Origin of the sequence: Streptomyces sp. NPDC096324, assembly GCF_044763015.1 — a bacterium.
GTDB lineage: Bacteria > Actinomycetota > Actinomycetes > Streptomycetales > Streptomycetaceae > Streptomyces.
This window is the reverse complement of sequence record NZ_JBIWFK010000007.1, coordinates 568846-594562: the sequence shown is the minus strand read 5'-3', so window position 1 is coordinate 594562 and position 25717 is coordinate 568846. Positions and strand designations below refer to the sequence as shown.

Here is a 25717-nt window from a genome sequence, read left to right as displayed (position 1 = left end):
CCCGTGAACGTCTCCACCCACAACGGCTCAACCCTCAACACCCCACGCATATAAGGAAAATGCCCAGATCACGGCATTGTGCAACGCGCTTTAGGCGGGAGCGCCGAGTTCCGCCCAGACCGTCTTGCCCGCGACTCCGGACGTCCGCAGGACCCCCCAGTCCAGGCAGAGCCGCTGCACGATGAACATGCCGTGGCCGCCGGGACGGCCGGCGCGGTGCGGGGTGCGCGGGGCGGGCTGGCCCGACCCCCGGTCGGAGACCTCGATGCGCAGCACCTTGTTGTCGAGGGAGATCCGGAGCCCGTCCGGGCCCTCGGCGTGCAGACAGGCGTTGGTGACCAGCTCGGAGACGACCAGCAGGACGTCCTCGGCGGCCGCCCGCCGGTCGGCGCCGGCCGCGGGCAGCCAGCCCCACGCGTACAGCGCCTGCCGGGCGAAGTCGCGGGCGAGCGGCACGACACCGCTCTCGCCGGCGAGACTCAGCGACCGGACCTGACGGCCGACGGACTCGGAAGCCGCTCCGGCGGCCGGGGACGCGCCGCCGACGGGCGTCGCGCCGGCCATGGAGGCACGGTCGGCGGGCGTCTCCCCGGCCGGGGAGACGCTCTCGCCGGGCGTCGCGCCGTCCACGGGCGCCACGCTCCGCGCGGACACCGCGGAAGCCCCGCCGTCGCCCGGATCCGGGCCGCGGTCGCCCGGCGTGCAGGGCCGGGTGGTGCTCATCAGCGCTTCACCTCACCGATTCACCGGTTCACGATTCAAGACTCAGTACGCAGTACTCAGTACGGATGGAGCAACGGCTTTCGCCGCTGGTGGATCAACAACTTCCGCCGCCCCGGCCGCCGACCCCTGGACCGCCGGCGCATCCAGGATGTCTCCTGCCCGACGGAACGGTCCGAACACCCATTTTTTCGGCACGAGCCCCGTGACGCCAGTAACGCGGCGATCACGCAGAGGCGCCCGGGGCGGGAACGGCGACATGGCGAAGGCCTGCGGCTCAGCCGGACAGCGCCGCTTCGAGCGTGTCGTGGACGGTGAAAACGGCCTCCGCCCCGGTGATCTCGAAGACCCGCGCGACCACCGGCTGCATCGCCGCCAGATGCACCCCGCCGCCCGCGGCCTCGGCCTTGAGCCGGGCGCCGAGCAGCACATTGAGCCCGGTGGAGTCGCAGAACTCCAGACGGGAACAGTCGATGATCAGGCGCGCATACCCCTTTTCGAGGCAGCCATCGAGTGGCTCACGCAACAAATCGGCCGTGTGGTGATCGAGCTCACCCGCGGGAGTCACGACGGCACTCGTGCCCTCTTCCCGCACCTCGACAAGAAGCCGGCCAGACTGTGCGCTGCCGACCGTCCCGCGGTCCATGCCGTCTCACTTCCGAGTGTCGCGACTACTGACGTACGCACTCGAACACTACGCCTTCTCTACGTCACCCGACACCCGAACAACCCTATGAAAACGGACATTTCACCACGAATGACACTTGCGGTGGGTTCGGGAAACCGGGTAGGGCTAGTAGAGACACCTATCCGACCCGGCCGGCTTTGGAGGCGCCGCACACCGCAGTGCACGTATTGGCATCGGCGGCCATATGCCGAGAACGATGGAGGACACATGTCACCCCGGCTCGACGCATCGCAGACCCTGACGGCGACGTCGACTCCTTCTCCGGGTTCCCCGGAGCACGTCGACGCGACCGGAACCCACGGAGTCGACGCACTCACCGGACTCGACGGACTTCCGGAGATCCCCCCGTACGACAAGGTGGGGCCGGTGGACGCGCGGGCTCTGTCCAAGACGCTCTTCGCGCGGCTGGAGTCCCTCGAAGAGGGCACGCACGACTACGCGTACGTACGCAACACCCTCGTCGAACTCAACCTCGCGCTGGTGAAGTTCGCCGCCTCCCGCTTCCGCTCCCGCAGCGAGCCGATGGAGGACATCATCCAGGTCGGCACCATCGGCCTGATCAAGGCGATCGACCGCTTCGAGCTGAGCCGGGGCGTCGAGTTCCCCACCTTCGCGATGCCGACGATCATCGGCGAGATCAAGCGCTTCTTCCGCGACACCTCCTGGTCGGTGCGGGTGCCCCGCAGGCTCCAGGAACTCCGGCTCGACCTGGCCAAGGCCGGCGACGAGCTGGCCCAGCGCCTCGACCGCGCCCCGACCGCGAACGAGCTCGCGGAACGGCTCGGCATCAGCCGCGACGAGGTCGTCGAGGGCATGGCCGCGTCGAACGCCTACACGGCCAGCTCGCTGGACGCCCAGCCCGAGGAGGACGACTCCGAGGGCGCGCTCGCGGACCGCATCGGCTACGAGGACAACGGACTCGAGGGCATCGAGTACGTGGAGTCCCTCAAGCCGCTGATCGCGGAACTCCCGCAGCGCGACCGGCAGATCCTCTCCCTGCGCTTCGTGGCCAACATGACCCAGTCCGAGATCGGCGACGAACTCGGCATCTCCCAGATGCATGTCTCCCGGCTCCTGTCGCGCACCCTCGTGCGACTCCGGAAGGGCCTGACCGTCGAGGAGTGACACGGCTTCGCGGCCCGCGCGGCCGTGCGTCCGAGCGGTCCGGCGCCGACGGCGCCGGACCGCTCCGTGTTTCTCCCCGGATGTCCGCCCCGCCCCACTGGCAACCTCCTTGTCCCGCAGGGGGGTTGGGGGCGCGGAGGATGAGAGCGCTCCCAAGGAATCGTTGTCCGGCAGCTCTTTCCCCAGAAGGCCGATCCCGTCACCATGGGCATCCCAAACTGGCCGGTACGTCAGGACGGGACGAGCACGCACCAGGTGCGGGGAGGCGGAGAGACATGGCACAGGGCGACCCGGCCGACAGAGACATCCCGGCCGAGGCCGACGGACTGCCCGCGGGGGCGTCCGACGCACGGCTGACCGAGCTGCTGCGCGCCGGCACCTCGACCGCGTACGCGGCCCTCCAGGAACTGCGCGCACGCCACCGCGCCCCGGTCCTCGCCTACGCCCGGATGTGCACCACCGGCGACTCCGGAGCCGGACAGCTCGCCGCGCAGACCTTCACCCTCGCGGCCCGCGAGACGGCGCGCGGCATCGACCCGAACGTCCCCTGGCGGCACCAGCTCCAGCTGCTGACCGGGCGCGTGGCCGCCTCCTGGGCCCGGGACCAGCGGGCCGCGGGACTCGACCCCGGGCTGCTCCTCGTCCTCAGCACCGCGGGCCCCGGCGGCCCCGTCCCCTCCCTGCTCCCCGCCTTCCAGTCCCTCCCGTCCCGCGCCCAGGGGCTCATCTGGTACGCGGTCGTGGAGCGCGAGCCCGCCGAGCGGACGGCGGTCCTGCTCGGTCTCACGGCCGAGGACGTCACGTACGGCACCGAGCAGGCGCTCCAGTCCCTGGGCCAGGCCTGTCTGCGGTACCGGCTGGCCGCCTCGGACGATCCGCGCTGCGGGGACTTCCGCCGGCTGATCGAGGAGTCGGTACGGCCCGACAACCCCCGCTCCAGCACCGACCTGCACACGCACATGGCGCGCTGCCCGCACTGCTCGGCCGCGTACGAGGAACTGACCGCGCTGCGCGACCACCCGCGCTCCGCCCTGGCCGAGGGCCTGCTGCCGTGGGCGGGCACGGCGTACGTCTCGGACGACCCGCCGGGGACGGGAGCCGTCCCGCCCGTTCCCGCCGTCCCTCGGACGTCGGTGCTGCCCTGGCCGCCGTCCCGCCGGTTCGTCCTGACCTCGGCGGCGGCGCTCGGGGTGGCCCTGGCGCCGGTGCTGTTCCTGCTGCTGTCCTCGGGCGAGGCGCCGTCCACGGGTGCGGCGGGCTCGGTCGGCACGCCCTCGGGCCCGCCCCCGGTGACCGTCACGGCGACGGTCCCGGTCACCCCGTCGGCCCCCACGCCCTCGGCCTCGGCCTCGCCCTCTCCTTCGGCGACCTCAGCGTCGCCCTCGCCGTCCCGCACTTCGGCGCCGAGGTCACCGAGCCCGAGGCCGACCCCGACCGTCGTCCTCCGCCCGCCGGGCGGAGCCGCCACCCAGGTGGTGAACGTCGCCTCGGGGCTGTGCCTGGACATCCGCGACGGCGACTTCGACAAGGGCACCGACGTCATCACGGCGCCCTGCACTTCCTCCTCCACCCAGCGCTGGCGCGTCGACAGCGGTTCCCTGCGGTCGGCCGCGGACGACGACTTCTGCCTGGACAGCCGCGGCTCCGTCGACCGGGGCGTGGGCATCTGGGAGTGCTCCTCGCTCGACGGCGGCCACGGCGACAACCTCCGTTTCACCGTCGACGGGGACGGGGTGATCCGCCCGGCCGTGGCCATCGAGACGGCCGTGACACCGGACGGCGACGGCGGGCTGTCCCTGGTGCCGCTGACCGGGGGCACGGGCCAGCGCTGGCGCGCGGGCAGCGCCTGAGGGATGGGTGGCCCGCCCCCGTCGGCGGGCTCAGATCTCGCGGACGCCGCGCCGCCAGACGCCGGTGACCAGCGGGACGCCCGGACGGTAGGCGAGGTGGACGTGGCTCGGGGCGTCCAGCAGGGTCAGGTCCGCGTAGGCACCCGGCGCGATCCGGCCGACGTCGTCCCGGCGCAGCGCCCGCGCGCCGCCCGCCGTCGCGGACCACACGGCCTCGTCCGGGGTCATCCGCATGTCCCGTACGGCGAGGGCGATGCAGAAGGGCACGGACGAGGTGAACGACGAGCCGGGGTTGCAGTCGGTGGACAGGGCCACCGTGACACCGGCGTCGATCAGCCTGCGGGCGTCGGGCCACTCGGCGCGGGTGGAGAACTCGGCACCGGGGAGCAGGGTCGCCACGGTGTCGCCGCTCGCGAGGGCGTCGACGTCCGCGTCCGTCAGGTGGGTGCAGTGGTCGGCGCTCGCCGCGTCCAGCTCGACGGCGAGCTGGACACCGGGGCCGTACGAGAGCTGGTTGGCGTGCACACGCGGGTGCAGGCCCTTGGCCTTGCCGGCCGTGAGGATCGCCCGCGCCTGGTCGCCGTCGAAGGCGCCCTTCTCGCAGAAGACGTCCACCCAACGCGCGTACGGGGCGCAGGCGTCGAGCATCTCGCCGGTCACCAGGGCGACATACGCGGCCGGGTCGTCGGCGTAGTCCGGGGAGACGATGTGCGCGCCGAGGTAGGTGACCTCGTCGGTGTGCGAGGCGGCGATGCGCAGCGCGCGGGCCTCGTCCTCGACGGTCAGGCCGTAGCCCGACTTGGTCTCGAAGGTCGTGGTGCCCTGGCGCAGGGCCTCGCGCAGGTAGCGGGTGAGGTTGCGCTCCAGTTCTTCGTCGGAGGCGGCGCGGGTGGCGGCGACGGTGGTGCGGATGCCGCCCGCGCTGTAGGCGCGGCCGGACATGCGGGCGTTGAACTCCTGGGTGCGGTCACCGGCGAAGACCAGGTGCGAGTGGGAGTCGACGAAGCCCGGGAGCACCGCGCGGCCACCGGCGTCGACGCGGTTGTCAGTGGCGGGTGCTTTGCTTGATTCACCGGTCCACGCGACACGGTCGCCGTCGATGACGACGGCCGCGTCCTGGATCAGACCGAGCGGGGAGCCGTCACCTTGGGAGGGATCGTTGGTGACCAGACTGGCGATGTTGGTGATGACGGTCGTGCTGCTCATGGCGTCCTCAGGGGTGGCGGGACTGCTGGTGGGGGGCGTCGGGCGGGCGGTGTCTCCCGCCCGCCCGGGAGTCAGGAGCGCAGCGCCTGGACGGCGTCCGCGAGCGCTGCCGGCACATCGGGGACGAGCGTGTGCGCGCCGTCGCGCACGACGTGCCGGCCCGCCACGACCGTGTGCCGGACATCGGCGGCCGTGGCCGCGAATACGGCTGTCTCCGCGCCCAGGCGGGGCACCGGTCCCGCTGTTCTGACCGAGTCGAGGGCGATCGTCGTGAAGTCGGCGAGGGCGCCCGGCTCGATGGTGCCCGCGTCGTCCCAGCCGAGGGCCGCGTGGCCGTCGGCGGAGGCGGCGCGCAGCAGGGCGGCGGCCGTCCAGTGACCTCGGGTGCGGGTGCGCAGCCGTTCGTTCAGCTCCATCGCGCGGGCCTCTTCGAGGAGGTCGATGACGGCGTGGCTGTCGGAGCCGAGCGAGAGGGGTGAGCCCGCGCGCTGGAGGGCGACGGCGGGGCCGATGCCGTCGGCGAGGTCGCGTTCGGTGGTGGGGCACATGCAGGTGCCGGTGCCGGAGCCGCCGAGCAGGGCGATGTCCTCGTCGGTGAGGTGCGTGTTGTGGACGCCGGTGGTGCGCGGTCCGAGGACGCCGTGGTCGGCGAGCAGGCGGGTGGGGGTGCGGCCGTGGGCGGCGAGGCAGGCCTCGTTCTCGGCCGTCTGCTCGGACAGGTGGACATGGAGCGGGGCGCGCCGCTCCTCGGCCCAGCGCGCCACGGTGGCGAGCTGTCCGGCGGGCACGGCCCGTACGGAGTGGATCGCCGCGCCGATCCGTGCGTGATCCCGGTCCTTGAGAAGTGAAGAGCGTTCCGCCCAGGCGTCGGCGGTGCCGTCGGAGAAGCGCCGCTGGTGCGGGTTGGGCGGCTGGCCGAAGCCGGAGGAGAGGTAGGCCGTGTCGAGCAGGGTGATGCGGATGCCCGCGTCGGAGGCGGCGGCGACGAGGGCCTCGCCCATGGCGTTGGGGTCGGCGTAGGGGGTGCCGTCGTGGGCGTGGTGCACGTAGTGGAACTCGCCGACGGCGGTGACTCCGGCGAGCGCCATCTCCGCGTACACCGCGCGGGCCAGCGCGTGGTAGGTGTCCGGGGTCAGCCGGTCGGCGAAGGAGTACATGATCTCGCGCCAGGTCCAGAAGGTGCCGGAGCCGACCTGGACGGTGCCGCGCAGGGCGCGGTGGAAGGCGTGGGAGTGGGCGTTGGCGAGGCCCGGGAGGGTGAGTCCGCGCAGGATCTCGGCGCCCGGCGGCGGGGTGTCGACGCCGGTGCGGACGTCGGTGACGCGGCCGTCGGCACCGGCTTCGGAGCCGCCGGCCGACACGGTCACGGCGACGCCCGGCTCGACGTGGGTGTCGAGCCAGGCGTGTTCCAGCCAGTACGTCTTGGTCACCTGCAGGCCAGCCCTTCGAGTACGTCGGCGAGTGCGGTCACCCCGGCCACGCAGTCGTCCTCGGCGGCGTACTCGGCCGGGGAGTGCGAGACACCCGTGGGGTTGCGTACGAACAGCATGGCGGTCGGGACGGTGCCGGAGAGGATTCCGGCGTCGTGTCCGGCGCCGGTCCCGAGCACGGGGACGTTCAGGACGGCTTCCCGGTCCTTGCCCAGGATGCGGGCGAGTTCGTCGCGCAGGGCGTGCTCGAACTCGACGACGGGGGTGAACGACTCGCGGATCACGTCGAGTTCGACGCCCTGTGCCTCGGCGTACTCGCGGGCCGCCTTCTCGACGCCGCCCACGACGGTGTCGAGGGTGGCCTGGTCGGCGGCGCGGGAGTCGAGCCAGCCACGCACCAGGGAGGGGATGGCGTTGACGCCGTTCGGCTCGACGGCGATCTTGCCGAACGTGGCGACGGCGCCGGCGAGCCGGGCCTCGCGGCGGGCGGCGAGGACGGTCTCGGCGTAGGGCAGCATCGGGTCGTGGCGGTCCACGAGCCGGGTGGTGCCGGCGTGGTTGGCCTCGCCGCGGAAGTCGAAGCGCCAGCGGCCGTGCGGCCAGATGGCGCTGGCGATGCCGACCTGGTCGCCGCTGAGGTCCAGGGCGCGGCCCTGCTCGACGTGGAGTTCGACGAACGCGCCGATCCGGCCGAGGCGTTCGGGGTCGGGGCCGATGGCGGCGGGGTCGTGTCCGGCGCGCTCCATGGCCTGCGGCAGGGTGATGCCGTCGGCGTCGGTGAGCCGGTGCGCCTGCTCGACGGTGAGCTGTCCGGCGGCGAGCCGGGAGCCGACGCAGGCGAGACCGAAGCGGGCGCCTTCCTCGTCGCCGAAGTTGACGATGGCGAGGGGCTTGGCCAACCGGACGCCCCGGGCGCGGAGTTCGTCGAGGGCGGCGAAGGAGGAGACGACGCCGAGGGGGCCGTCGAAGGCGCCGCCGTCGGGCACGGAGTCCAGGTGCGAGCCGGTGACCACGGCGTCGCCCTCGGCGGGGTCGCCGAGCCAGGCCCATTGGTTGCCGTTGCGGTCGAGCTCGTAGGTGAGTCCGCGGGACTCGGCCTGCTGCCGGAACCAGGCGCGGCAGTCGGTGTCGGCCCCGGTCCAGGCGAACCGGCGGTAGCCACCGGAGGCGGAGCTGCGGCCGATCGGCAGCAGCTCCGCCCACATGCTGTGGAACGTCACGCGTCGCCGCCCTCGTGGCCCTCGCGCATCGGGATGCGCACACCGCGCTCGTCCGCGACGGACTCGGCGATGTCGTAGCCGGCGTCGACGTGGCGGATGACGCCCATGCCGGGGTCGTTGGTCAGCACGCGGCGGATCTTCTCGCCCGCGAGCTTGGTGCCGTCGGCCACGGAGACCTGGCCGGCGTGGATGGAGCGGCCCATGCCGACACCGCCGCCGTGGTGGATGGAGACCCAGGAGGCGCCGGAGGCGACGTTCACCATGGCGTTCAGCAGCGGCCAGTCGGCGATCGCGTCGGAGCCGTCGAGCATGGCCTCGGTCTCGCGGTACGGGGAGGCGACGGAGCCGCAGTCCAGGTGGTCGCGGCCGATGGCGAGAGGCGCGGCGAGCTCGCCGGAGGCCACCATGTCGTTGAAGCGCTCGCCGGCCTTGTCGCGCTCGCCGTAGCCGAGCCAGCAGATACGGGCGGGCAGGCCCTGGAAGTGGACGCGCTCGCCGGCCAGCTTGATCCAGCGGTGCAGGGACTCGTTCTCCGGGAAGAGGTCGAGGATCGCCTTGTCCGTCTTGTGGATGTCGGAGGCCTCGCCGGACAGGGCCGCCCAGCGGAAGGGGCCCTTGCCCTCGGAGAAGAGCGGGCGGATGTAGGCGGGGACGAAGCCGGGGAAGGCGAACGCGCGGTCGTACCCGGCGAGCTGGGCCTCGCCGCGGATCGAGTTGCCGTAGTCGAAGACCTCGGCGCCGGCGTCCATGAAGCCGACCATCGCCTCGACGTGCTTGGCCATGGACTCACGGGCGCGGGTGGTGAAGCCCGCCGGGTCCTTGGCGGCCGCGTCGGCCATGTCGTCGAAGTCGACGCCGATGGGGAGGTAGGCGAGCGGGTCGTGGGCCGAGGTCTGGTCGGTCACGATGTCGATGGGCGCGCCCTCGGCGAGCATGCGGGGCAGCAGCTCGGCGGCGTTGCCCAGGAGGCCGATGGAGAGCGGCTTGCGCTGGTCGCGGGCCTCGACGGCGAGCTGGAGGGCGTGCTCCAGGGAGTCGGCCCTCACGTCCAGGTAGCGGTGCTCGATGCGGCGCTCGATGGCGCGGGGGTCGACGTCGATGCAGATCGCGACGCCGTCGTTCATCGTCACGGCGAGCGGCTGGGCGCCGCCCATGCCGCCGAGGCCGGCGGTCAGGGTGATGGTGCCCGCGAGCGTGCCGTTGAACTTCTTCGCGGCGACGGCGGAGAAGGTCTCGTAGGTGCCCTGGAGGATGCCCTGGGTGCCGATGTAGATCCAGGAACCGGCGGTCATCTGGCCGTACATGGTCAGGCCGAGCTGCTCCAGGCGCCTGAACTCCTCCCAGTTGGCCCAGTCGCCGACCAGGTTGGAGTTGGCGATGAGGACGCGCGGGGCCCACTCGTGGGTCTGCATGACACCGACGGGGCGGCCGGACTGGACGAGCATCGTCTCGTCCTGCTTGAGGGTCCGCAGCGTGCGGACCATGGCGTCGAAGGAGCGCCAGTCGCGGGCGGCCTTGCCGGTGCCGCCGTAGACGACGAGCTTGTCGGGGTGCTCGGCGACCTCGGGGTCGAGATTGTTCTGCAGCATCCGCAGGGCGGCTTCCTGCTGCCATCCCAGGGCGCTCAGTTCCGTACCGCGTGGCGCTCGGACGGGGCGGGGTCCTGACATGGTCTGCCTCCTAGCGGACTGTTGCTGTGGATATTCACATCCTGGCTCTTTGAATAGAGCTAGTCAATAGGTGCGCGGCCCCGCGCGCGGCCCTCCCGGATGTTTGGCTGGGACGCATGGGCGCAGACATGGACAGGGCAGGGGATCGGGCGGACGACGGCGACGACCGGGCGGACGGGGCTGCGATGTCTTCGGCGGAAGCTTCGGACGCGACACGGGTCGCACGGCGGGACGACGCCGTGCGGGCCGCCCTTGAACAGGGGCTCCTCACTCCGGACCGTCCCATCGTCGCGCTCCTGGACGTCCCCGGCATCCGGGCCTCGGCCGCCGCGCTGCGCGCCGCCTTCGAGACGGTGACCGCCCCCGGCACTCCGGTGCTGCACGCCTTCGCGGTCAAGGCCACACCCCTCGTGCCCGTCCTGCGACTGCTGCGCGAGGAGGGCATCGGCGCCGAGGTGGCGAGCCCCGGGGAGCTCGCGCTCGCCAGGGCGGCCGGGATCGCGCCCGGACGGACCGTGCTCGACTCGCCGGCCAAGACGCCCGCCGACCTGCGCGAGGCGCTGGCGCTGGGTATCGCGGTCAACGCGGACAGCCCGCAGGAGCTGGACCGCATCGACGCCGCCGTCCGCTCCGCGGCCACCCGCTCCCCCCTCGGAATCCGGGTGAACCCGCAGGTCGGCGGGGGTTCGATCGGGGCAATGTCGACGGCGACGGCGACCTCCAAGTTCGGGGTCGCGCTACGGGACGAGGGGGCCCGCGCCTGGATCGTGCGGGCGTACGCCGACCGGCCCTGGCTGACCCGGCTGCACGCGCACTCGGGCTCGCAGGGCATGCCGCTCCCGCTGATGGCACGGGGTGTCGCGGAGACGTACGCGCTGGCGGAGGAGATCAACCAGCACGTCGGACGACGGCAGGTCGACACGATCGACATCGGCGGCGGACTGCCGGTCGACTTCGGCTCCGACGCCATGGCACCGACGTACGGGCAGTACGCGCGGCTCCTCGCGGAGGTGACACCGGGGCTGTTCGACGGACGGTACGGGCTGGTCACCGAGTTCGGGCGGTCCCTGCTGGCCAAGCACGGGACGGTGCTGGCCCGGGTCGAGTACACGAAGTCCGCCGGGGGCCGGGCGGTCGCGGTCACCCACGCCGGGGTGCAGGTGGCGACCCGCACGGTGTACGCGCCGGGATCGTGGCCGCTGCGGATCGCCGCGTACGACGCGAAGGGCCGGCCCAAGACGGGGCCGGACGTCGTCCAGGACGTCGCGGGCCCGGCCTGCTTCGCGGGTGACCTGCTCGCCGAGGGCCGCCCGCTGCCGCTGCTCGAACAGGGCGACCACGTGGCCGCGCTGGACACCGGCGCGTACTACTTCGCCCACCACTACGCGTACAACTCCCTGGCCCGCCCCGGCGTCTACGGCTACGCCCCGGCCGAGGGCGACCCGGGAACCACCCGCTTCGCGGTCGTACGGGCCCCCCAGACCCTCGCCGAGATCGTCACCGAATCAGGCGGCCCCCACACCCGCTCACTCACCGCGCTGTAGGAAATCCAGCCCCTCCGGCCGACCGACGAATCCAGCCCCTCCGGCGCTTGAGGAGCGGGGTCCGGGCGGAGCCCCGAGGCGACACCGGCGGACACCCACGGCGCACTGAAAACGCCGGGCGCCCTTTCGCACCCAGGTGCGCCCCCGCCACACGGCTCCAGGGCAGCACAAACCGCCTCCAGGGGGTTTAGGCGCGCCCGAGAATGTGGTCAATCGACCCACCTTAGTCATCCCGGGCATTTTCCACAGGAAAATGCCCGATCACTCCCTTCCCGTGCACACAGTGCGTAACTTCGTCGTCACTCGGCCGAACCCTTTGGCGGGAGGGAGACACGGTGCCCGGTATCGACGAGTGCCTGCTGGAGGCCATGACACTGCCCGGTGCGCGGGGCGCCTCGGTGGTCGACTGGACCAGCGGCCTGGCCCTGGGCACGGTCGGCGACGCTCCGGGCGACGACCACGAGACGACCGCGGCGGAGGCCGCCGAGCTGGCCCGGCTCGCCGCGGAGAACCGCTCGTTCGCCCCCAAGGGCGGCTCCGACTGGTCCGAGTGGTCCGATCAGGAGACCCCGATCGAAGACCTGATCATCAGCAACCGCGACAGCTATCACGTCCTGCGCTTCGTCCGCACCGCCTTCGACAGCAGCGTGTTCCTGCACCTGTGGCTGGCCCGTTCGGACGGCAACCTCGCCCTGGCCCGCATCCGGCTGGGCGAGATGGCCGGACGGCTGGTGCTCGTATGACCACCGTCAGGACACCTCCCCCGCCCCGGCTCCCGATACGGGACCCGGCACCGGGCGCCGCCGGCGGCGCCTCACCGATGCTCAGCAGGCTCGCCGACGAACGGGCCACCGGCGTCCTCATCCGCGAGCGCGGCACCCTCTACCTCGCCGACGGCGAGGTAGTGCACGCCGAGAGCCCGGCCACACCCGGGCTCGACGTCCTCTTCTCCGTCCACGGCGTCCTGGACCCCGAGGTGTGGCGGGAGGCGGTCGCCACGGCCGGCGCCCGCCGCCGGGTCGGCCGGTTCCTGATCGACACCGGACGGATCGCGGAGGGCGCGCTGGAACTGTGCCACCTCGGCTCCCTCTACGACGCCGCGTACTTCGTGCTCGGTCCGAGCAGCACCCCGAGCCGCTTCCGGTACGGCGCCGCGCACTGGTTCGGCCCGCTGCGCCCCGTCCCGGTCGCCGCGCTGGAGCGCGAGACGGTGCGCCGGCGCGAACTCCTGCACCGGATCTGGCCCGACCCGGCGACCGACACCGCACCACTGCGGCGCGCCCTGCTCGCCGCGGGACCGTCGGTGCCGCTGCGCCAGGAGGCCGTCCTCGGCCGGGTGGACGGCGTCCGCACGGCGGCGGACGTGTCCCTCGCACTGGGCCGGCCGGCCTTCCACACGCTCGTCGACCTGCGCCGGCTCGCCGCCGCCGGACTCGTGACGGCCGCGCCCGAACCGCAGCCGCTCCCCCCGCCCAGCGTGCTCACCCAGACCTCCGCCGATCCCGACGTCGCGTTGCTGCGGCGACTCAGAGACGCGCTGGAGGCCTTGTGAGTCCCAACCCCGCGGGAGGCCTTGTGATCCGCGCGCTACGACAGCGTGCCGAGAGGAGACTGCTGATGGCGGCGGAGGCCGAAGTCCTGGACGAACTCCATCGGCTCCGGGCCCGGGTGCCCCAGCTGACCGGAGCGCTCGCGGCCAGCGCCGACGGTCTCGTCCTCGCCCACGACACGCCCGGCGTGGAGCCGGACGGCCTGGCCGCGCTCACCGCGGCCGCCCTGGGGGTCGCCATACGGATGGCCGAGTCCACCGGTCACGGCGACCTGCGCGAGCTGCTGGTGCGCGGCGTGCACGGCTACGTGGCGACGTACGCCGCGGGCGGCTCCGCCGTGCTGACCCTGCTCGCCCAGGACCGGGTCAACGTCGGCCGGCTGCACCTGGAGGGGCGGCGCTCCGGCACCCGGATCGGCGAACTCGTCGACGCCGCCACGGCTCGCGGGGAGCCGGCCGCCGAACCGGCCAAGCCCACCGCCAAGCCCTCCGCGAAGACCCCACTGCGCACGCGCACCCCCCGCGGCACCACTCCGCGGTCCACATCCACTCCTGCCACCAACCACCCGAGAACATCAGAGAGCTGAAGGAGCACCCCATCATGACGAACACCGAGACCGCCCTCAAAGAGGCTCTGGCGTCCATCGAGGGCGCGACCGGTGCCGCCCTCGTCGACTACACGAGCGGAATGGCGCTGGGCACCATCGGCGGCAGCAAGAGCTTCGACCTCACGGTCGCGGCCGCCGGCAACACCGACGTCGTCCGCGCGAAACTGCGCACGATGGAACACCTGGGCCTGAAGGGCGACATCGAGGACATCCTGATCACGCTGTCCGACCAGTACCACCTGATCCGGCTGATGAAGGGGCGGGGCGGAAACGGCCTCTTCCTGTACCTGGTGCTCGACCAGAAGCGCGCCAACCTGGCCATGGCCCGGCACCAGTTGAAGCGGATCGAGGCCGATCTGGAGATCTAGTTCCGCACCGGGTCCGGTTCCGTTCCGGTCAGTGACGCCGCGCCCCACCGGGCGCGGCGTCACCCGCCACCACTCCGGTGGCCCGGACGGCGCGGACGGGCTTGCCCACGGGCGCTCCGGCGCGCGGGCCGAGCCAGTCGACACGCACCCAGATCAGCGCCTGCTCGTTCCGCTCCACCCGGCCGAGCCTGGTGGCCTTCAGCCACAGTCCGACACCCGCCCCGGCGAGCAGCATGCCGCCCGCGGCGGGCACGGCGAACGAACTGCCCAGCGCTGCGGCGAAGGCGAGCAGCAGCCACCAGCGGTGACCCCGGCGCCAGTTGCGCACGGTCACGGCACGGTCCTGGAGCACATCGTGCTTGCCGGCGCGGGCGGCCGAGCGGACCAGGGCGTCGTACCGCTTCGTACGCCGGCGCGCCACGACGGCGGCCGTGACGAGAAACAGCGCGGCGCCCGCCATGACGCCGATCCTGCGCCCGGTCAGCCCGGGGAGCAGTACGCCCACCCCGGCGGCCAGTACCCCGCACCACCACAGCGGCGATGCTCCCGCCCGCACCACGACGGCCACTCGGGCCAGTCCCTGTCCTCCACGCGCCACGATCCGCCTCCCGTCCCCGCGCCTGCCCGTCCACGGGCAGGCCGCCGACGGCCGCCACGCCCGTATGTCCTCGGGCGCGCAGGTTAGCCACGGAAGGTGAGACGCGTCTGAGAAACAGCCGCACTCACCGCGCGGGCGCCGGGAGGGACGCCTCCTACTCCACGAACAGGCCCCGTACGGCGGCCCGTGCGTCGAACTGCTCCAGCCGCGCCTGGGCGTCCGGCAGGTCGTCGCACATGGCCTCCAGCAGGACGCGGCCCAGCAGCATCGGCGCGCACGCGGTGTCGAAGGCGAGTCCGGTGCCGACGGCGGCGGGGAGCAGCAGGTCGGACACCTTCGCCACCGGCGCGAACGCCGAGTCGGCGACCGTGACGACGGTCAGCCCGGCCTCCTTCGCGTGACCGAGGGCGTCGAGGACCTCGCGCGGGTGGCGGGGCAGCGCGAAGCACAGCAGGGCCGTGGCCCCGGCCCGTACGGCCGCGTCGATGCGGTCCTGGAGCATCGTGCCGCCCTCGTGCAGCAGCCGGACGTCGGGGTGCACCTTGGCGGCGAAGTAGGCGAAGCCGTAGGCCTGGGAGGCGGCGGCGCGCAGCCCGAGGACGGGCAGCGGGCGGGACGCGGCGAGCAGCCGCCCCGCCCGCGCGACCGGCCGCGGATCGGAGAGCACGGCGGCGAGGTGACGCAGGTTCTCGATCTCGGCCTCGACGGCCTGCTGGTACTCGTTGTACGAGGCGGTGTCGGCGGCCGGTTCGGCGGGCGCGACCTCGCGCAGGTGGCGGCGCAGCGCCGGATAGCCGTCGAAGCCGAGCGCGACCGCGAAGCGGGTGACGGAGGGCTGGCTGACTCCGGCGAGTTCGGCGAGTTCGACGCTGGACAGGAAGGGCACGTCGGCGGCGCTGCGCACCATGCTGTGGGCGATGCGCCGCTGGGTCGGGGTGAGCCGGTGCCCCTCGAAGAGACTCTGGAGCCGTCCGGCGGGGCTGTCGCTCACGCCCGGGTCGCCTTCCGCCCCGCCGTCCCGCCTCGCCTCGTCGGCACGCGTCGCCCCGCCGTCACGCGCAGCCGCGTCGCCCCGCGTCACCCCGTCGCCGCTCGTCGCGCCGCCGACGCCCGTCACTTCGCCGACCCCCGTCGCCGTGCCGTCCTCCATCGTCCCGCCGCCCCCCATCGCGTCGCCGTCCCCGTCCTTGTCGCCGCCTGCGGCCCTGTCGCCGAGCGTGCTCATGACGTGCTCCCCCTCCAGATGTCCGTGAACCGGTCGAGCAGCGCGGCGGCCGCCGTCACGTCGTCCGTGAGCGGCCGGTCGGTCTGCTCCGCGTCGAGCACCGCCTCGGCCAGCTCCAGTGCCCGCCCGGCCGGCAGCTCCGGGTCGGGCCGCAGGTCGCGCTGGCGCAGCGCCCGTACCGCGGCGACCAGTTCACAGCCGACGACGAGACGGTACGCACCACACGCACGCAGCGTCTGGCGTGCGGCGAGTGAGGCGAAGCTCGCCTGTTCCTCGACGCCCCGGGAGAGTACAGCGTGGCCGAGCGAGGCGGGCGCGGAGAAGGCCCGCAGGTCACCGAGCGCGGCACCGGCGGCGTACTCCAGGATCATCACGCCCGAGGACGCGGGCTCGTGGTCGGCGAGGAAGGGGCGCAGCCGGGTGTAGGCGGGTTCGTTGAGGGTGGACAGCCGGGAGGTGGACAGGCGTGCCACCTGGGTGACGGCGAGCCTGAAGTGGTCCAGGGCGAGGGCGAGTTGGGCCTGGTAGAAGCCGCCGTGGTGGTAGGCGGCCATGTCCTCGGGGCAGATGAGAGGGTTCTCCGCGGCGGCGTTGATCTCCACCGTGAAGACCGCCTCCAGCGCGTCCGCCGCGTCGTGGGCGGGGCCGTGGATCTGCGGCAGGCAGCGGAAGCCGTACGGGTCCTGGATGCGTCCGAGCGGTGGCGTGGGCCGGTCGGCGGCGCCGATCAGCTCCCGCATCCGGCGCGCCACCTCGATGGACCCCCGGTGCGGGCGGGCCGCGTGCACGGGTTCGGCGTAGGCCTCGTGGGACCCGTCGACCGCGAACAGGGACAGCGCCGCGACGACCTGGGTGGCCCCGATCAGCCCGCGCAGTTCGTGCAGCGCGAGGGCGGACTGTCCGAGGGTGAGGGCGTTGCTGCTGATGAGCGCGAGCGCGTCGTTGTTGTCGAGCTGCTGCGGCTCGGGGACGAGGTCCTCGCCGGACCGGGCCGGCGAGCCGTCGGGGCCTCTCCACGGGTGTTCCCCCGCGAGGGCGAGGCCCATCTGGGCCAGGGCCGCGATGTCCCCGGTCCCGACCGAGCCGAACTCGTTGACGGCCGGGTACGCGCCGCTCTCCAGTGCCGCGCACAGCGCCGTCACGACGGTGGGCCGCAGTCCCGCGCCGCCGGCGAGGAGCTGGTTCGCGCGGACGGCGAGCATCGCCCGGACCTGCCGGGCGGGCAGTTCCGCGCCGATGGCGCCCGCGTGGCTGCGCAGCAGGCGCAGTCCGTGGCCGGCGGCCGCCTCGGTCGGGACGTCCTCGCCGCGGTTGGCGCCGACGCCGGTGGAGCGGCCGTAGACGCGACCGGTGGCGGCGATGCGCCGGGCGGCGCACCAGGACTCCTCGACGCGCTTCATGGCGTCCGTGCCGGGAACCGGCCGCGCGGCCCCGTCGGCGAGCCGTACGACGTCGTCGACTCCGGTGCCGCGGCCGTCCAGGACCACGAGCGCGACGGCCGCCGGAGGGGTCACCGCACACGACGTGTCCACGATCCGGGACGACACCACGCGCACACCTTTCCATTCAGGTACCGAGAACTCTGCATGACGATATGCAGACCGGCAAGGGGCGTCTTCCGGGGGCCCGGCCCCGCCGCAACAGGGGGGCTATCCCCAGTGCCAGACGCGTCCCGGCTGCCTAACGTGATGGACATGACCGGTATGAACGCCCGCCATGACGACGCGGAGCTGAAGAAGGAACTCGACGCCACCCTGCACGCGCGCAGGGAACTGGGCGAGGAGTACGAGTCCGCGCTGGTCGACTCGTTCCTGGAGAAGGTCGAGCAGCACCTCGACGGCGCGGTCGACCGCCGGGTGCGGCGCCGGCTCGCCGAACAGCAGATGGTGGTGGCGCGCGGGTCGCGCTCGCCCCAGTCCGCCGACTCCTGGGGCGAGCGCTTCGGTTTCGGCATCGTCTCGCTCGTCCTCGCGATCCCGCTGTCCGCGATCGGCGCCGCCCAGGCCCACCTGCCCGGTCTGCTCGTCGCCTGGGGCGGCATCGTCGGAGTGAACGTGGTCCAGGCGGCGCGCCTGTCCCCCGGTTTCTTCGGCCGCCGCGCGTCCCGGCAGGAGTCGGACTGGGAGGAGTAGGGGCCGGAAGTGCATACGAAAGGGCCCGGCGCTCGGGATGAGCGCCGGGCCCTTTCGACGTTATGCGCGGGGACCGCCGCACCCCCGGTGAAGGGGGGCGGGACGACGGCGGTCCCCGCGAGGGACGCGGGCCGGGTCAGGACCGGGCTTGCGCGTCCTAGGCGTCCATGGAGGTCCGGGAGCCGCTCCGGAGGTCCTTGGCGCCGTTCGGCGCCGGCCTGGCGGGGAGCCGCTCCCGCCCTGCCGACACCCACTAATGTGCCGGACCCGTGTTAAGCGGGTGCTGCGCGGACGTGACGCGCTCGTACCACTTCCGCGAAGTTCACCCCGGCCGGCGCCGGAAGATCCACACGGATCCGACACTTCGAGCGGAAATCCTGCTCAGGCCCCGGACGGGGTCAGGCCCTGGTGCCGCCCTTGGCCAGGAAGGACAGCAGGTCCTGCCGGCTGACGACACCGGTGGGCTTGCCCTCGACGAGCACGATCGCCGCGTCGGCACCGCCGAGCACGGACATCAGGTCGCCGACCGGCTCACCGGAACCGACCTGGGGCAGCGGCGCCGACATGTGCTTCTCCAGCGGGTCCTCCAGGGAGGCCCGCTTGGTGAACAGCGCGTCCAGGAGCTCGCGCTCCACGACCGACCCGATGACCTCGGCGGCCATCACGTCCGGGTGACCGGCGCCCGGCTTGACGATCGGCATCTGCGAGACGCCGTACTCGCGCAGCACCTCGATGGCCTCGCCGACGGTCTCCTCCGGGTGCATGTGCACCAGCGAGGGGATCGAGGCGCCCGCCTTGTCGTTCAGGACGTCGGCGACACGGGCGCTCGGGCCGGTGTCCTCCAGGAAGCCGTAGTCGGCCATCCACTCGTCGTTGAAGATCTTGCTGAGGTAGCCGCGACCGCTGTCGGGGAGCAGCACGACGACGACGTCGTCGGGGCCGAGGCGCTCGGCGACCCGCAGCGCGGCCACGACGGCCATGCCGCAGGAGCCGCCGACGAGCAGCCCCTCCTCCTTGGCCAGGCGGCGCGTCATCTGGAAAGAGTCCTTGTCGGACACCGCGACGATCTCGTCCGCGACCGTACGGTCGTACGCGGTCGGCCAGAAGTCCTCACCGACGCCCTCGACGAGGTAGGGCCGGCCCGAGCCGCCCGAGTACACGGACCCCTCGGGGTCGGCGCCGACGACCTGCACCTTGCCGTCGCTGGCGTCCTTCAGATAACGGCCGGTGCCGGAGATCGTGCCGCCGGTGCCGACACCCGCGACGAAGTGCGTGATCTTCCCCTCGGTCTGCTCCCACAGCTCGGGGCCGGTCGAGTGATAGTGCGAGAGGGGGTTGTTCGGGTTGGAGTACTGGTCCGGCTTCCAGGCGCCCGGGGTCTCCCGCACGAGCCGGTCGGAGACGTTGTAGTACGAGTCCGGGTGCTCCGGGTCGACGGCGGTGGGGCAGACCACGACCTCGGCCCCGTACGCGCGCATGACGTTGATCTTGTCCGTGGAGACCTTGTCGGGGCAGACGAAGATGCACCTGTACCCCTTCTGCTGCGCCACGATCGCGAGGCCGACACCGGTGTTGCCACTGGTCGGCTCGACGATCGTGCCGCCGGGCTTGAGCGCGCCGCTCTCCTCCGCGGCCTCGATCATGCGCAGGGCGATGCGGTCCTTCACGGATCCGCCGGGGTTGAAGTACTCGACCTTCGCCAGGACGGTCGCCTGGATGCCCGCGGTCACGTTGTTGAGCCTCAACAGCGGGGTGTTGCCGACGAGACTGATCATCGAGTCGTGGAATTGCACCGTTGTCTCCGGAGCTGCGTTTTTTACAGGAATGGTCCCGTCAGCCTACGGCCCTGCGCAGGCGTTCACCCGCAGTTGAGATTGGCCCACCCGCACTTCGGGGCAAGCAGTGGTTGTACGGCTACAGGAGGTGGCGGCGACGGATGTCGAGCATGTCGAGGGCGAGGGTGGCCCGGCGGATCGCCGCGGGCGCGGCGTACGGCGGGGGCGGCATCGGGCTGGTGGGTGCGGCGACTGTCGGTCTGGTGCTGGCCGAGGTGCAGTTCGTGAAGCGGCATGTGAACAACGGACACGCTCCCTACGCCCCGCGCGCCGACGGTCTGTACGGGTACGACTACACCGGCGCCTCTCCTGACGAACCCCCGCTGCGGCTGACGATGCTCGGTGACTCGACGGCCGCCGGCCAGGGAGTGCGCAGGGCCCGCCAGACGCCGGGCGCGCTGCTGTCCTCGGGGCTCGCGGCGGTGGCCGAGCGGCCGGTGGAGCTGTGCAACGTGGCGCTGCCCGGCGCCCAGTCGGACGACCTGGACCGCCAGGTCGCGCTCGCCCTCACGGACACCGCACGGCTGCCCGACATCTGCGTGATCATGATCGGTGCGAACGACGTGACGCACCGGATGCCGCCGACGCGCTCCGTGCGTCATCTGTCCGCGGCGGTACGCAGGCTGCGCACGGCCGGTGCGGAGGTGGTCGTCGGCACCTGTCCCGACCTGGGCACGGTCGAGCAGGTGCAGCAGCCGCTGCGGTGGCTGGCGCGGCGCGCGTCCCGGCAGCTCGCGGCCGCCCAGACGATCGGGACGGTCGAGCAGGGGGGCCGTACGGTGTCGCTGGGCGACCTGCTGGGCCCCGAGTTCGAGGCGAACCCGCGCGAGCTGTTCGGGCCGGACCACTACCACCCATCGGCCGAGGGGTACGCGACGGCCGCCATGGCCCTGCTGCCCACCGTCTGCGCGGCGCTGGGCCTCTGGCCGGCAGAGGAGGAGCGGCCCGACGTCTCGCGTCACGAGGGGTTCCTGCCGGTCGCCCGTGCCGCCGCGGAGGCCGCGTCCGAGCCCGGCACCGAGGTCGCCGCCGCGATGCCCACCGGGCCCCGTGGCCCCTGGGCCCTCCTGAAACGCCGCCGCCGCCAACGCCTCCCGGCAACGGACCCGGCCCCGACCCCGTCCAACTGACCCCACCGGCTCCCGTCCGGGGGATCCGGCCCCACCCGCCCGCGGGTGCGTGGGGGGGCGGGCCGCGCAGTTCCCCGCGCCCCTGCCTCTCTCACCCCGACCGGCACCGGAATGCGACCCCGGTCGGGCCGCCAGGCGAGGCCGTACCCGACTGCGGGCCCGTGGGGCCGGCCGCGCAGTTCCCCGCGCCCCTGGCTCCGTCACCCAGCCCGGCACCGAATGCCCAGCCCCGATCCGGGCAGGCCCGTAGCCGGGTGCGGCTCCATGGGGGCGGGCCGCACAGTTCCCCGCGCCCCTGGGTCCGTCGCCCTGCCCTGTGTCTGAAAGGCGGAGGCACGAATTTTCAGCCCCTCCGGCGATTGAGGAGCGGGGTCCGGGGCGGAGCCCCGTGGGCGGTCACCCCTGCGCGGGGGCACCTGTCCACCCCTCCCGGGAAACGCACCCCTCCCCCAAGGCGCCCCCGCCAGCAAAAAGCAAGCGCTTAGAAAAGTGCGGCCGGTGTCACACCCCCGCACCGGTGACCTCGACGGTACGTACGGGTAACTTCCCAAGCAGCCCTGCACACTTCCCGTACGCCAATGGAGCCGTGATGCCCGAAGCCGTGATCGTCTCAGCCGCCCGATCCCCGATCGGCCGCGCCTTCAAGGGCTCTCTGAAGGACGTGCGCCCCGACGACCTGACCGCCACGATCATCCAGGCCGCCCTCGCCAAGGTCCCCGAGCTGGACCCGAAGCTCATCGACGACCTGATGCTCGGCTGTGGCCTCCCCGGCGGCGAGCAGGGCCACAACCTCGCCCGCATCGTGGCCGTGCAGATGGGCATGGACCACCTCCCGGGCTGCACCATCACCCGCTACTGTTCCTCGTCCCTCCAGACCTCCCGCATGGCCCTGCACGCCATCAAGGCGGGCGAGGGCGACGTCTTCATCTCGGCGGGCGTCGAGATGGTGTCGCGGTCCGTCAAGGGCACCTCCGACGGCATGCCCGACACCCACAACCCCCTCTTCACCGACGCCGAGGCCCGCACCCTCGAGGTCGCACAGTCGGAGGGTTCGGCCTGGCACGACCCGCGCGAGGACAGCCTGATCCCGGACGCGTACATCTCGATGGGTCAGACCGCCGAGAACCTGGCCCGCCTCAAGGGCGTCACCCGCCAGGACATGGACGAGTTCGGCGTGCGCTCGCAGAACCTCGCCGAGGAAGCCATCAAGAACGGCTTCTGGGAGCGCGAGATCACCCCGATCACGACCCCGGACGGAACGGTCGTCAGCAAGGACGACGGCCCGCGCGCGGGTGTGACGCTGGAGGCCGTCCAGGGCCTCAAGCCGGTCTTCCGCCCCGACGGCCTGGTCACCGCCGGCAACTGCTGCCCGCTGAACGACGGCGCCGCCGCCCTCGTGATCATGTCCGACACGAAGGCCCGCGAGCTCGGCCTGACCCCGCTCGCCCGCATCGTCTCGACCGGCGTCACCGGCCTGTCCCCCGAGATCATGGGCCTCGGCCCGGTGGAGGCCAGCAAGCAGGCGCTCGGCCGCGCCGGCCTCACGGTCGACGACATCGACCTGTTCGAGATCAACGAGGCCTTCGCCGCCCAGGTGATCCCGAGCGCCCGTGACCTCGGCATCCCGCTGGACAAGCTGAACGTGAACGGCGGCGCGATCGCCATCGGCCACCCCTTCGGCATGACCGGCGCCCGCATCACCGGCACGCTCATCAACAGCCTCCAGTTCCACGACAAGCAGTTCGGTCTGGAGACCATGTGCGTCGGCGGCGGTCAGGGCATGGCGATGGTCATCGAGCGTCTGAGCTGACCGCGATGACCCGTTCCTGTGACGGGAATTGAACCCAGCGTGAACGAATCGGCCCAGAAGCCCGGAACCACCGGGCCTCTGGGCCGATTTGTGATCCAATCCCATCCAAGATGTGACCTATGTCCCCCTGGAAGGGTATTTCCGCAGGTCAGGTGCATTGCACAGCTAAACCCGAGGCCCAAAGTCCTGTCCTATTCGTGACGTTACGCACTGACAGTTTGATGGTTCGCCCTTCAAGCTGATGTAGGAAGTCGGGGGCCGACCTTGAACCGGGAGTACGTCAGTGAGCGCCATGCCGATTGCTCTGCTGCTCGCCACCGCCGCAAGCGCGGCCGTGGGCGTCGCCGTTCTGCGCACCCTGTGGGGTGTGCGTCGGCAGGTGGCAGCCCTGCACAGCGAACTCGTCGCGAGCCGTGCCAGTGCGGCACGGGCTCTCGTGCCCGCGGCGCGCGGATCCGCCGACGCGGACGAGATACGCACGGCCGTGGCCGATGCGCTGGCCGAGGAGCGGGAGCGGGAGCTCGCCGAGGCGCGGGCCTTCTGGGCCGCCCAGGAGGCGCGTGACGCCTCCGACGCGCCGTCGCTGCTCGGGCTGCCGGACAGCGAGCTGTTCCTGCCGCGACACTCCGACTTCGTGGGCCTCGACCACCTGGAGCCGGTGACCGAGACCGGCACGGACCTGGAGGACTTCCACCAGAGCGGTACCGCCGGCGACTCCCCGGAGCTCGCCGCGGCCCGCCGCCGTCACCCCTCGCACCCGGACTTCGTCCCGGTCCAGTCGCCGGTGGTCAGCGACCACGAACGCACGGTGGCCCGCCTGGAGGAGCTCGCCGAGTCCCGTACGGAACTGGCGGACGTCCGCCCCGGCCCGCTCGGCACCCTCGACGTCTACGTCTTCGCCGACGGCACGACCCTGTGCATGACCCCGGGCCACCGCGAGACCGCGCAGCGGCTCGCCGCCGCGCTGACGGCGGGTGAGGCCCCGGTCCTGCTCGGCGGCTCCGGCGTCTCGGGCGCGTACGCGCTGACCTTCTCCTTCGGCGAGGAGAGCGTCTACATCCTGGCGGACCGCGTCATAGCGTCGCTGTAGCGTCCGCCCCGGGGGGCGGACCGCGGCACCCCGCGCGCCGGAGTCGACCGAGCAGGTCAGACCCCGGCGCGTTTCTGCGCCTCGGCCACGAGCGTGACCGCTTCGGCCAGTTCCTCCTCGTTCTTCAGTACGAGGGCCAAGTCGTGCGCGGCGACCGTGATTTGGTCGGCGGCGGCGAACATCCCGGCGTCGGGCATCTCCCGGGGCTCCCCCGACGGGTCCTCGACCCGCTGGGCGCGCAGCGCGAACTCCCTGGCCAGCCCCAGTGCCTCGGCCGCGGCACTGCGTTGCAGACGGCTCTGCGGGGCGGCTCGCAACCGGTCGGCGAAGTGGTCCACGGCTCGGGTCAACGGCGTCGTATCCAGCACGCCGCGAGACTACGCGCAGCGGCGGGACTGTTGCCAACAACCCAACCCTCAGGCACGGTGGCGTGAAGGACCGGCTTACATCCCCTTTGCGTTCGGAGGCGCCGATGTCCCAAGTCTTCTCCGAGGAGACCCATCGCAACCTGCTCGCCCGCATCCCCCATTGCACCGGTCGTGAGATCTCCGACTGGCTTCGCACCGTCGACGAAGGCCCCGCCCTCTTCCGTTTCGAGGAGAAGGTGAGCTGGCTCCGCGCCGAACACGACCTCGCGTACGGCCACGCCAAAGCGATCATCCACGAGTACGACCTGAGGAGGGCCGCGCGCAAACTGCTGTGAGCGCGCACCACCGGAAGACCAGCGTCCGACGACACACACGCGACGAGGCACCCATGACGAAGGGCCCGCGAACTGGTGGTTCGCGGGCCCTTCACATCGGCTGACGGCCTGTCCGGCCGCCGGCGTGACTAGTCTCTGCCGCTGAAGATGGCGACCAGCCTCAGCATCTCGACGTAGATCCACACGAGGGTCATGGTCAGGCCGAACGCGGCCAGCCAGGCCTCTTCCTTCGGCGCACCGTAGGTGATGCCGTCCTCGATCTGCTTGAAGTCGAGGGTCAGGAAGAACGCGCCGATCAGGATCGCCAGGATGCCGACGGCGATGCCCAGCGGGCCACTGCTGCGCAGTCCGCCGTCGGGGGCGACCCCGAAGGCGACCAGCAGGAGGTTCACCGCCATGACGGCGATGAAGGCGATGGCGATGGTGATGCCGATGCGCGCGTACCGCGCGGTGACACGGATCCAGCCCGCCTTGTAGACGAGGAGGGTGGCGCCGGCGACCGCCATGGTGCCGAGCACGGCCTGGAAGGGCGCGCCGTGCCACTGCGAGTTGTACATCTCGCTGATGACACCGAGGAACACGCCCTCGAAGGCGGCGTACCCGATGATCAGCGCGGGCGAGGCCGCGCGCTTGAAGGACTGAACCATCGCGAGGACGAAGGCCACCAGGCCGGAGCCGATGGCCAGGCCGTAGCTCGTGCTGGAGACGGGCAGCAGCGCCCAGGCCAGGACGGCGCCGACGACGACCGTGCCGAGCGTCATGGCCGAACGCATGACGACGTCGTCCATCGTCATACGGCCGGTGGTGACCGGGGCCTGCGGCGGAGCGCCCTGCTGGAGGCCCTGCTGTGCGTAGGGGTTCTGCGCGTACGGGTTCTGCGCGTAGGGGTTGCCGCCCTGCTGGGCGTACGGGTTCCCCTGCGTGCCGACAGCGGGTCCCCCGGCCTGCGGCGCCGCGTTGAAGCCCGCGTAGCCGTTGTCGCGGCTGAACCCCCGTCGCGAGAAGACCGGGTTACTGCTCCTCATTTCACTCCTCCATGGCCACCGTGCGTGGCCTTGGCCTCAAGGGTAATGGGTAGGCAAAGGAAGGACCCTAGTGCTTGAGGAGGATCTTTCCCTCGTTGTGCCACCGTACGCGTGTGCCCCCTGCTGCGCCCGCACTGGTACGAAGCCGTGACACCGCTCTTCGCGACGGCGGCTCGCCGCGCTCGGACGGG

General features: G+C 72.4%; 24 protein-coding genes. 12 read left to right on the top strand and 12 right to left on the bottom strand.

The genetic code is table 11. From position 1 onward, the window contains the following. Positions 1 to 90 precede the first annotated feature (90 nt). Complete coding sequence (locus ACIQ7M_RS22510) at positions 91 to 723, bottom strand: ATP-binding protein (protein ID WP_403646951.1); 633 nt, start codon at positions 721 to 723, stop codon at positions 91 to 93. A gap of 274 nt (positions 724 to 997) precedes the next feature. Beyond that, the gene (locus tag ACIQ7M_RS22505) at positions 998 to 1366 is read right to left on the bottom strand and encodes an STAS domain-containing protein (protein ID WP_355776046.1); all 369 of its coding nucleotides are present in this window, start codon (positions 1364 to 1366) and stop codon (positions 998 to 1000) included. Between the two features lie 249 nt (positions 1367 to 1615). Between ACIQ7M_RS22505 and ACIQ7M_RS22500 the strand changes: the two genes are divergently transcribed. After that, positions 1616 to 2533, top strand: a complete 918-nt coding sequence (locus tag ACIQ7M_RS22500; protein ID WP_355776044.1) for an RNA polymerase sigma factor SigF — start codon at positions 1616 to 1618, stop codon at positions 2531 to 2533. A 275-nt stretch (positions 2534 to 2808) separates the two neighbouring features. Continuing rightward, positions 2809 to 4383 (top strand): ricin-type beta-trefoil lectin domain protein, encoded by a 1575-nt coding sequence (locus tag ACIQ7M_RS22495; RefSeq protein WP_403646946.1) that lies wholly within the window; start codon positions 2809 to 2811, stop codon positions 4381 to 4383. Positions 4384 to 4413: 30 nt separating this feature from the next. Here the strand turns inward: ACIQ7M_RS22495 and hutI are convergent, their stop codons facing one another. The 4 genes from hutI to hutU all read right to left on the bottom strand — a co-directional run bounded on the left by hutI (position 4414) and on the right by hutU (position 9909). Continuing rightward, a complete protein-coding gene (hutI, locus tag ACIQ7M_RS22490) occupies positions 4414 to 5589 on the bottom strand; it encodes an imidazolonepropionase (RefSeq protein ID WP_403646943.1) in 1176 nt (391 codons plus the stop codon). Positions 5590 to 5660: 71 nt separating this feature from the next. After that, positions 5661 to 7019, bottom strand: coding sequence for a formimidoylglutamate deiminase (locus tag ACIQ7M_RS22485; protein ID WP_403646940.1), 1359 nt, complete (start codon positions 7017 to 7019; stop codon positions 5661 to 5663). Further along, complete coding sequence (locus ACIQ7M_RS22480) at positions 7016 to 8239, bottom strand: allantoate amidohydrolase (protein ID WP_403646937.1); 1224 nt, start codon at positions 8237 to 8239, stop codon at positions 7016 to 7018. The genes ACIQ7M_RS22485 and ACIQ7M_RS22480 overlap by 4 nt, the downstream gene beginning before the upstream one ends. Continuing rightward, a complete protein-coding gene (gene hutU / locus ACIQ7M_RS22475; protein WP_355763811.1) occupies positions 8236 to 9909 on the bottom strand; it encodes a urocanate hydratase in 1674 nt (557 codons plus the stop codon). The genes ACIQ7M_RS22480 and hutU overlap by 4 nt, the downstream gene beginning before the upstream one ends. A 185-nt stretch (positions 9910 to 10094) precedes the next feature. Here hutU and ACIQ7M_RS22470 point away from each other — a divergent pair, with 185 nt between their 5' ends. From ACIQ7M_RS22470 to ACIQ7M_RS22450, 5 genes are all read left to right on the top strand, one after another. Then, a complete protein-coding gene (locus ACIQ7M_RS22470) occupies positions 10095 to 11453 on the top strand; it encodes a diaminopimelate decarboxylase (RefSeq protein ID WP_403646933.1) in 1359 nt (452 codons plus the stop codon). A 335-nt stretch (positions 11454 to 11788) separates the two neighbouring features. Then, positions 11789 to 12196 (top strand): hypothetical protein, encoded by a 408-nt coding sequence (locus ACIQ7M_RS22465; RefSeq protein WP_037628227.1) that lies wholly within the window; start codon positions 11789 to 11791, stop codon positions 12194 to 12196. Beyond that, complete coding sequence (locus ACIQ7M_RS22460) at positions 12193 to 13005, top strand: hypothetical protein (protein WP_355763806.1); 813 nt, start codon at positions 12193 to 12195, stop codon at positions 13003 to 13005. Before ACIQ7M_RS22465 ends, ACIQ7M_RS22460 begins: the two co-directional genes overlap by 4 nt. A gap of 65 nt (positions 13006 to 13070) precedes the next feature. Beyond that, complete coding sequence (locus ACIQ7M_RS22455) at positions 13071 to 13589, top strand: roadblock/LC7 domain-containing protein (RefSeq protein WP_355763803.1); 519 nt, start codon at positions 13071 to 13073, stop codon at positions 13587 to 13589. Positions 13590 to 13603: 14 nt separating this feature from the next. After that, positions 13604 to 13978 (top strand): hypothetical protein, encoded by a 375-nt coding sequence (locus ACIQ7M_RS22450; RefSeq protein WP_355763800.1) that lies wholly within the window; start codon positions 13604 to 13606, stop codon positions 13976 to 13978. 28 nt (positions 13979 to 14006) lie between these two features. On the opposite strand, the gene ACIQ7M_RS22445 is transcribed toward ACIQ7M_RS22450, so the two are convergent. From ACIQ7M_RS22445 to ACIQ7M_RS22435, 3 genes are all read right to left on the bottom strand, one after another. Then, on the bottom strand, positions 14007 to 14576 hold the full coding sequence (locus tag ACIQ7M_RS22445) for a hypothetical protein (protein ID WP_355763797.1): 570 nt from the start codon (positions 14574 to 14576) through the stop codon (positions 14007 to 14009). A gap of 154 nt (positions 14577 to 14730) precedes the next feature. Then, positions 14731 to 15801 (bottom strand): MurR/RpiR family transcriptional regulator, encoded by a 1071-nt coding sequence (locus tag ACIQ7M_RS22440; protein ID WP_403646926.1) that lies wholly within the window; start codon positions 15799 to 15801, stop codon positions 14731 to 14733. After that, a complete protein-coding gene (locus ACIQ7M_RS22435) occupies positions 15798 to 17348 on the bottom strand; it encodes an aromatic amino acid ammonia-lyase (RefSeq protein ID WP_403647002.1) in 1551 nt (516 codons plus the stop codon). The genes ACIQ7M_RS22440 and ACIQ7M_RS22435 overlap by 4 nt, the downstream gene beginning before the upstream one ends. A gap of 147 nt (positions 17349 to 17495) precedes the next feature. Between ACIQ7M_RS22435 and ACIQ7M_RS22430 the strand changes: the two genes are divergently transcribed. Next, a complete protein-coding gene (locus ACIQ7M_RS22430) occupies positions 17496 to 17933 on the top strand; it encodes a hypothetical protein (RefSeq protein ID WP_386982224.1) in 438 nt (145 codons plus the stop codon). 398 nt (positions 17934 to 18331) lie between these two features. Here the strand turns inward: ACIQ7M_RS22430 and ACIQ7M_RS22425 are convergent, their stop codons facing one another. Further along, complete coding sequence (locus ACIQ7M_RS22425; protein WP_355763791.1) at positions 18332 to 19726, bottom strand: cystathionine beta-synthase; 1395 nt, start codon at positions 19724 to 19726, stop codon at positions 18332 to 18334. 143 nt (positions 19727 to 19869) lie between these two features. Here ACIQ7M_RS22425 and ACIQ7M_RS22420 point away from each other — a divergent pair, with 143 nt between their 5' ends. The 3 genes from ACIQ7M_RS22420 (at position 19870) to ACIQ7M_RS22410 (ending at position 23798) form a co-directional block, all read left to right on the top strand. Beyond that, entirely contained in the window at positions 19870 to 20898 is a 1029-nt protein-coding gene (locus ACIQ7M_RS22420) for an SGNH/GDSL hydrolase family protein (RefSeq protein ID WP_355763788.1), read from the top strand. A gap of 589 nt (positions 20899 to 21487) precedes the next feature. Further along, entirely contained in the window at positions 21488 to 22708 is a 1221-nt protein-coding gene (locus ACIQ7M_RS22415; RefSeq protein ID WP_389849113.1) for an acetyl-CoA C-acetyltransferase, read from the top strand. Between the two features lie 283 nt (positions 22709 to 22991). Then, complete coding sequence (locus ACIQ7M_RS22410) at positions 22992 to 23798, top strand: hypothetical protein (RefSeq protein ID WP_386982219.1); 807 nt, start codon at positions 22992 to 22994, stop codon at positions 23796 to 23798. Between the two features lie 56 nt (positions 23799 to 23854). On the opposite strand, the gene ACIQ7M_RS22405 is transcribed toward ACIQ7M_RS22410, so the two are convergent. Then, the gene (locus tag ACIQ7M_RS22405) at positions 23855 to 24166 is read right to left on the bottom strand and encodes a hypothetical protein (protein WP_326787337.1); all 312 of its coding nucleotides are present in this window, start codon (positions 24164 to 24166) and stop codon (positions 23855 to 23857) included. 104 nt (positions 24167 to 24270) lie between these two features. Between ACIQ7M_RS22405 and ACIQ7M_RS22400 the strand changes: the two genes are divergently transcribed. Beyond that, entirely contained in the window at positions 24271 to 24501 is a 231-nt protein-coding gene (locus ACIQ7M_RS22400; protein WP_103550712.1) for a DUF4287 domain-containing protein, read from the top strand. A gap of 128 nt (positions 24502 to 24629) precedes the next feature. Here ACIQ7M_RS22400 and ACIQ7M_RS22395 read toward each other — a convergent pair whose 3' ends face one another. After that, positions 24630 to 25526: a Bax inhibitor-1/YccA family protein gene (locus ACIQ7M_RS22395; protein ID WP_355763779.1), complete on the bottom strand. Its 897-nt coding sequence runs from the start codon at positions 25524 to 25526 to the stop codon at positions 24630 to 24632. Positions 25527 to 25717: the final 191 nt, after the last annotated feature.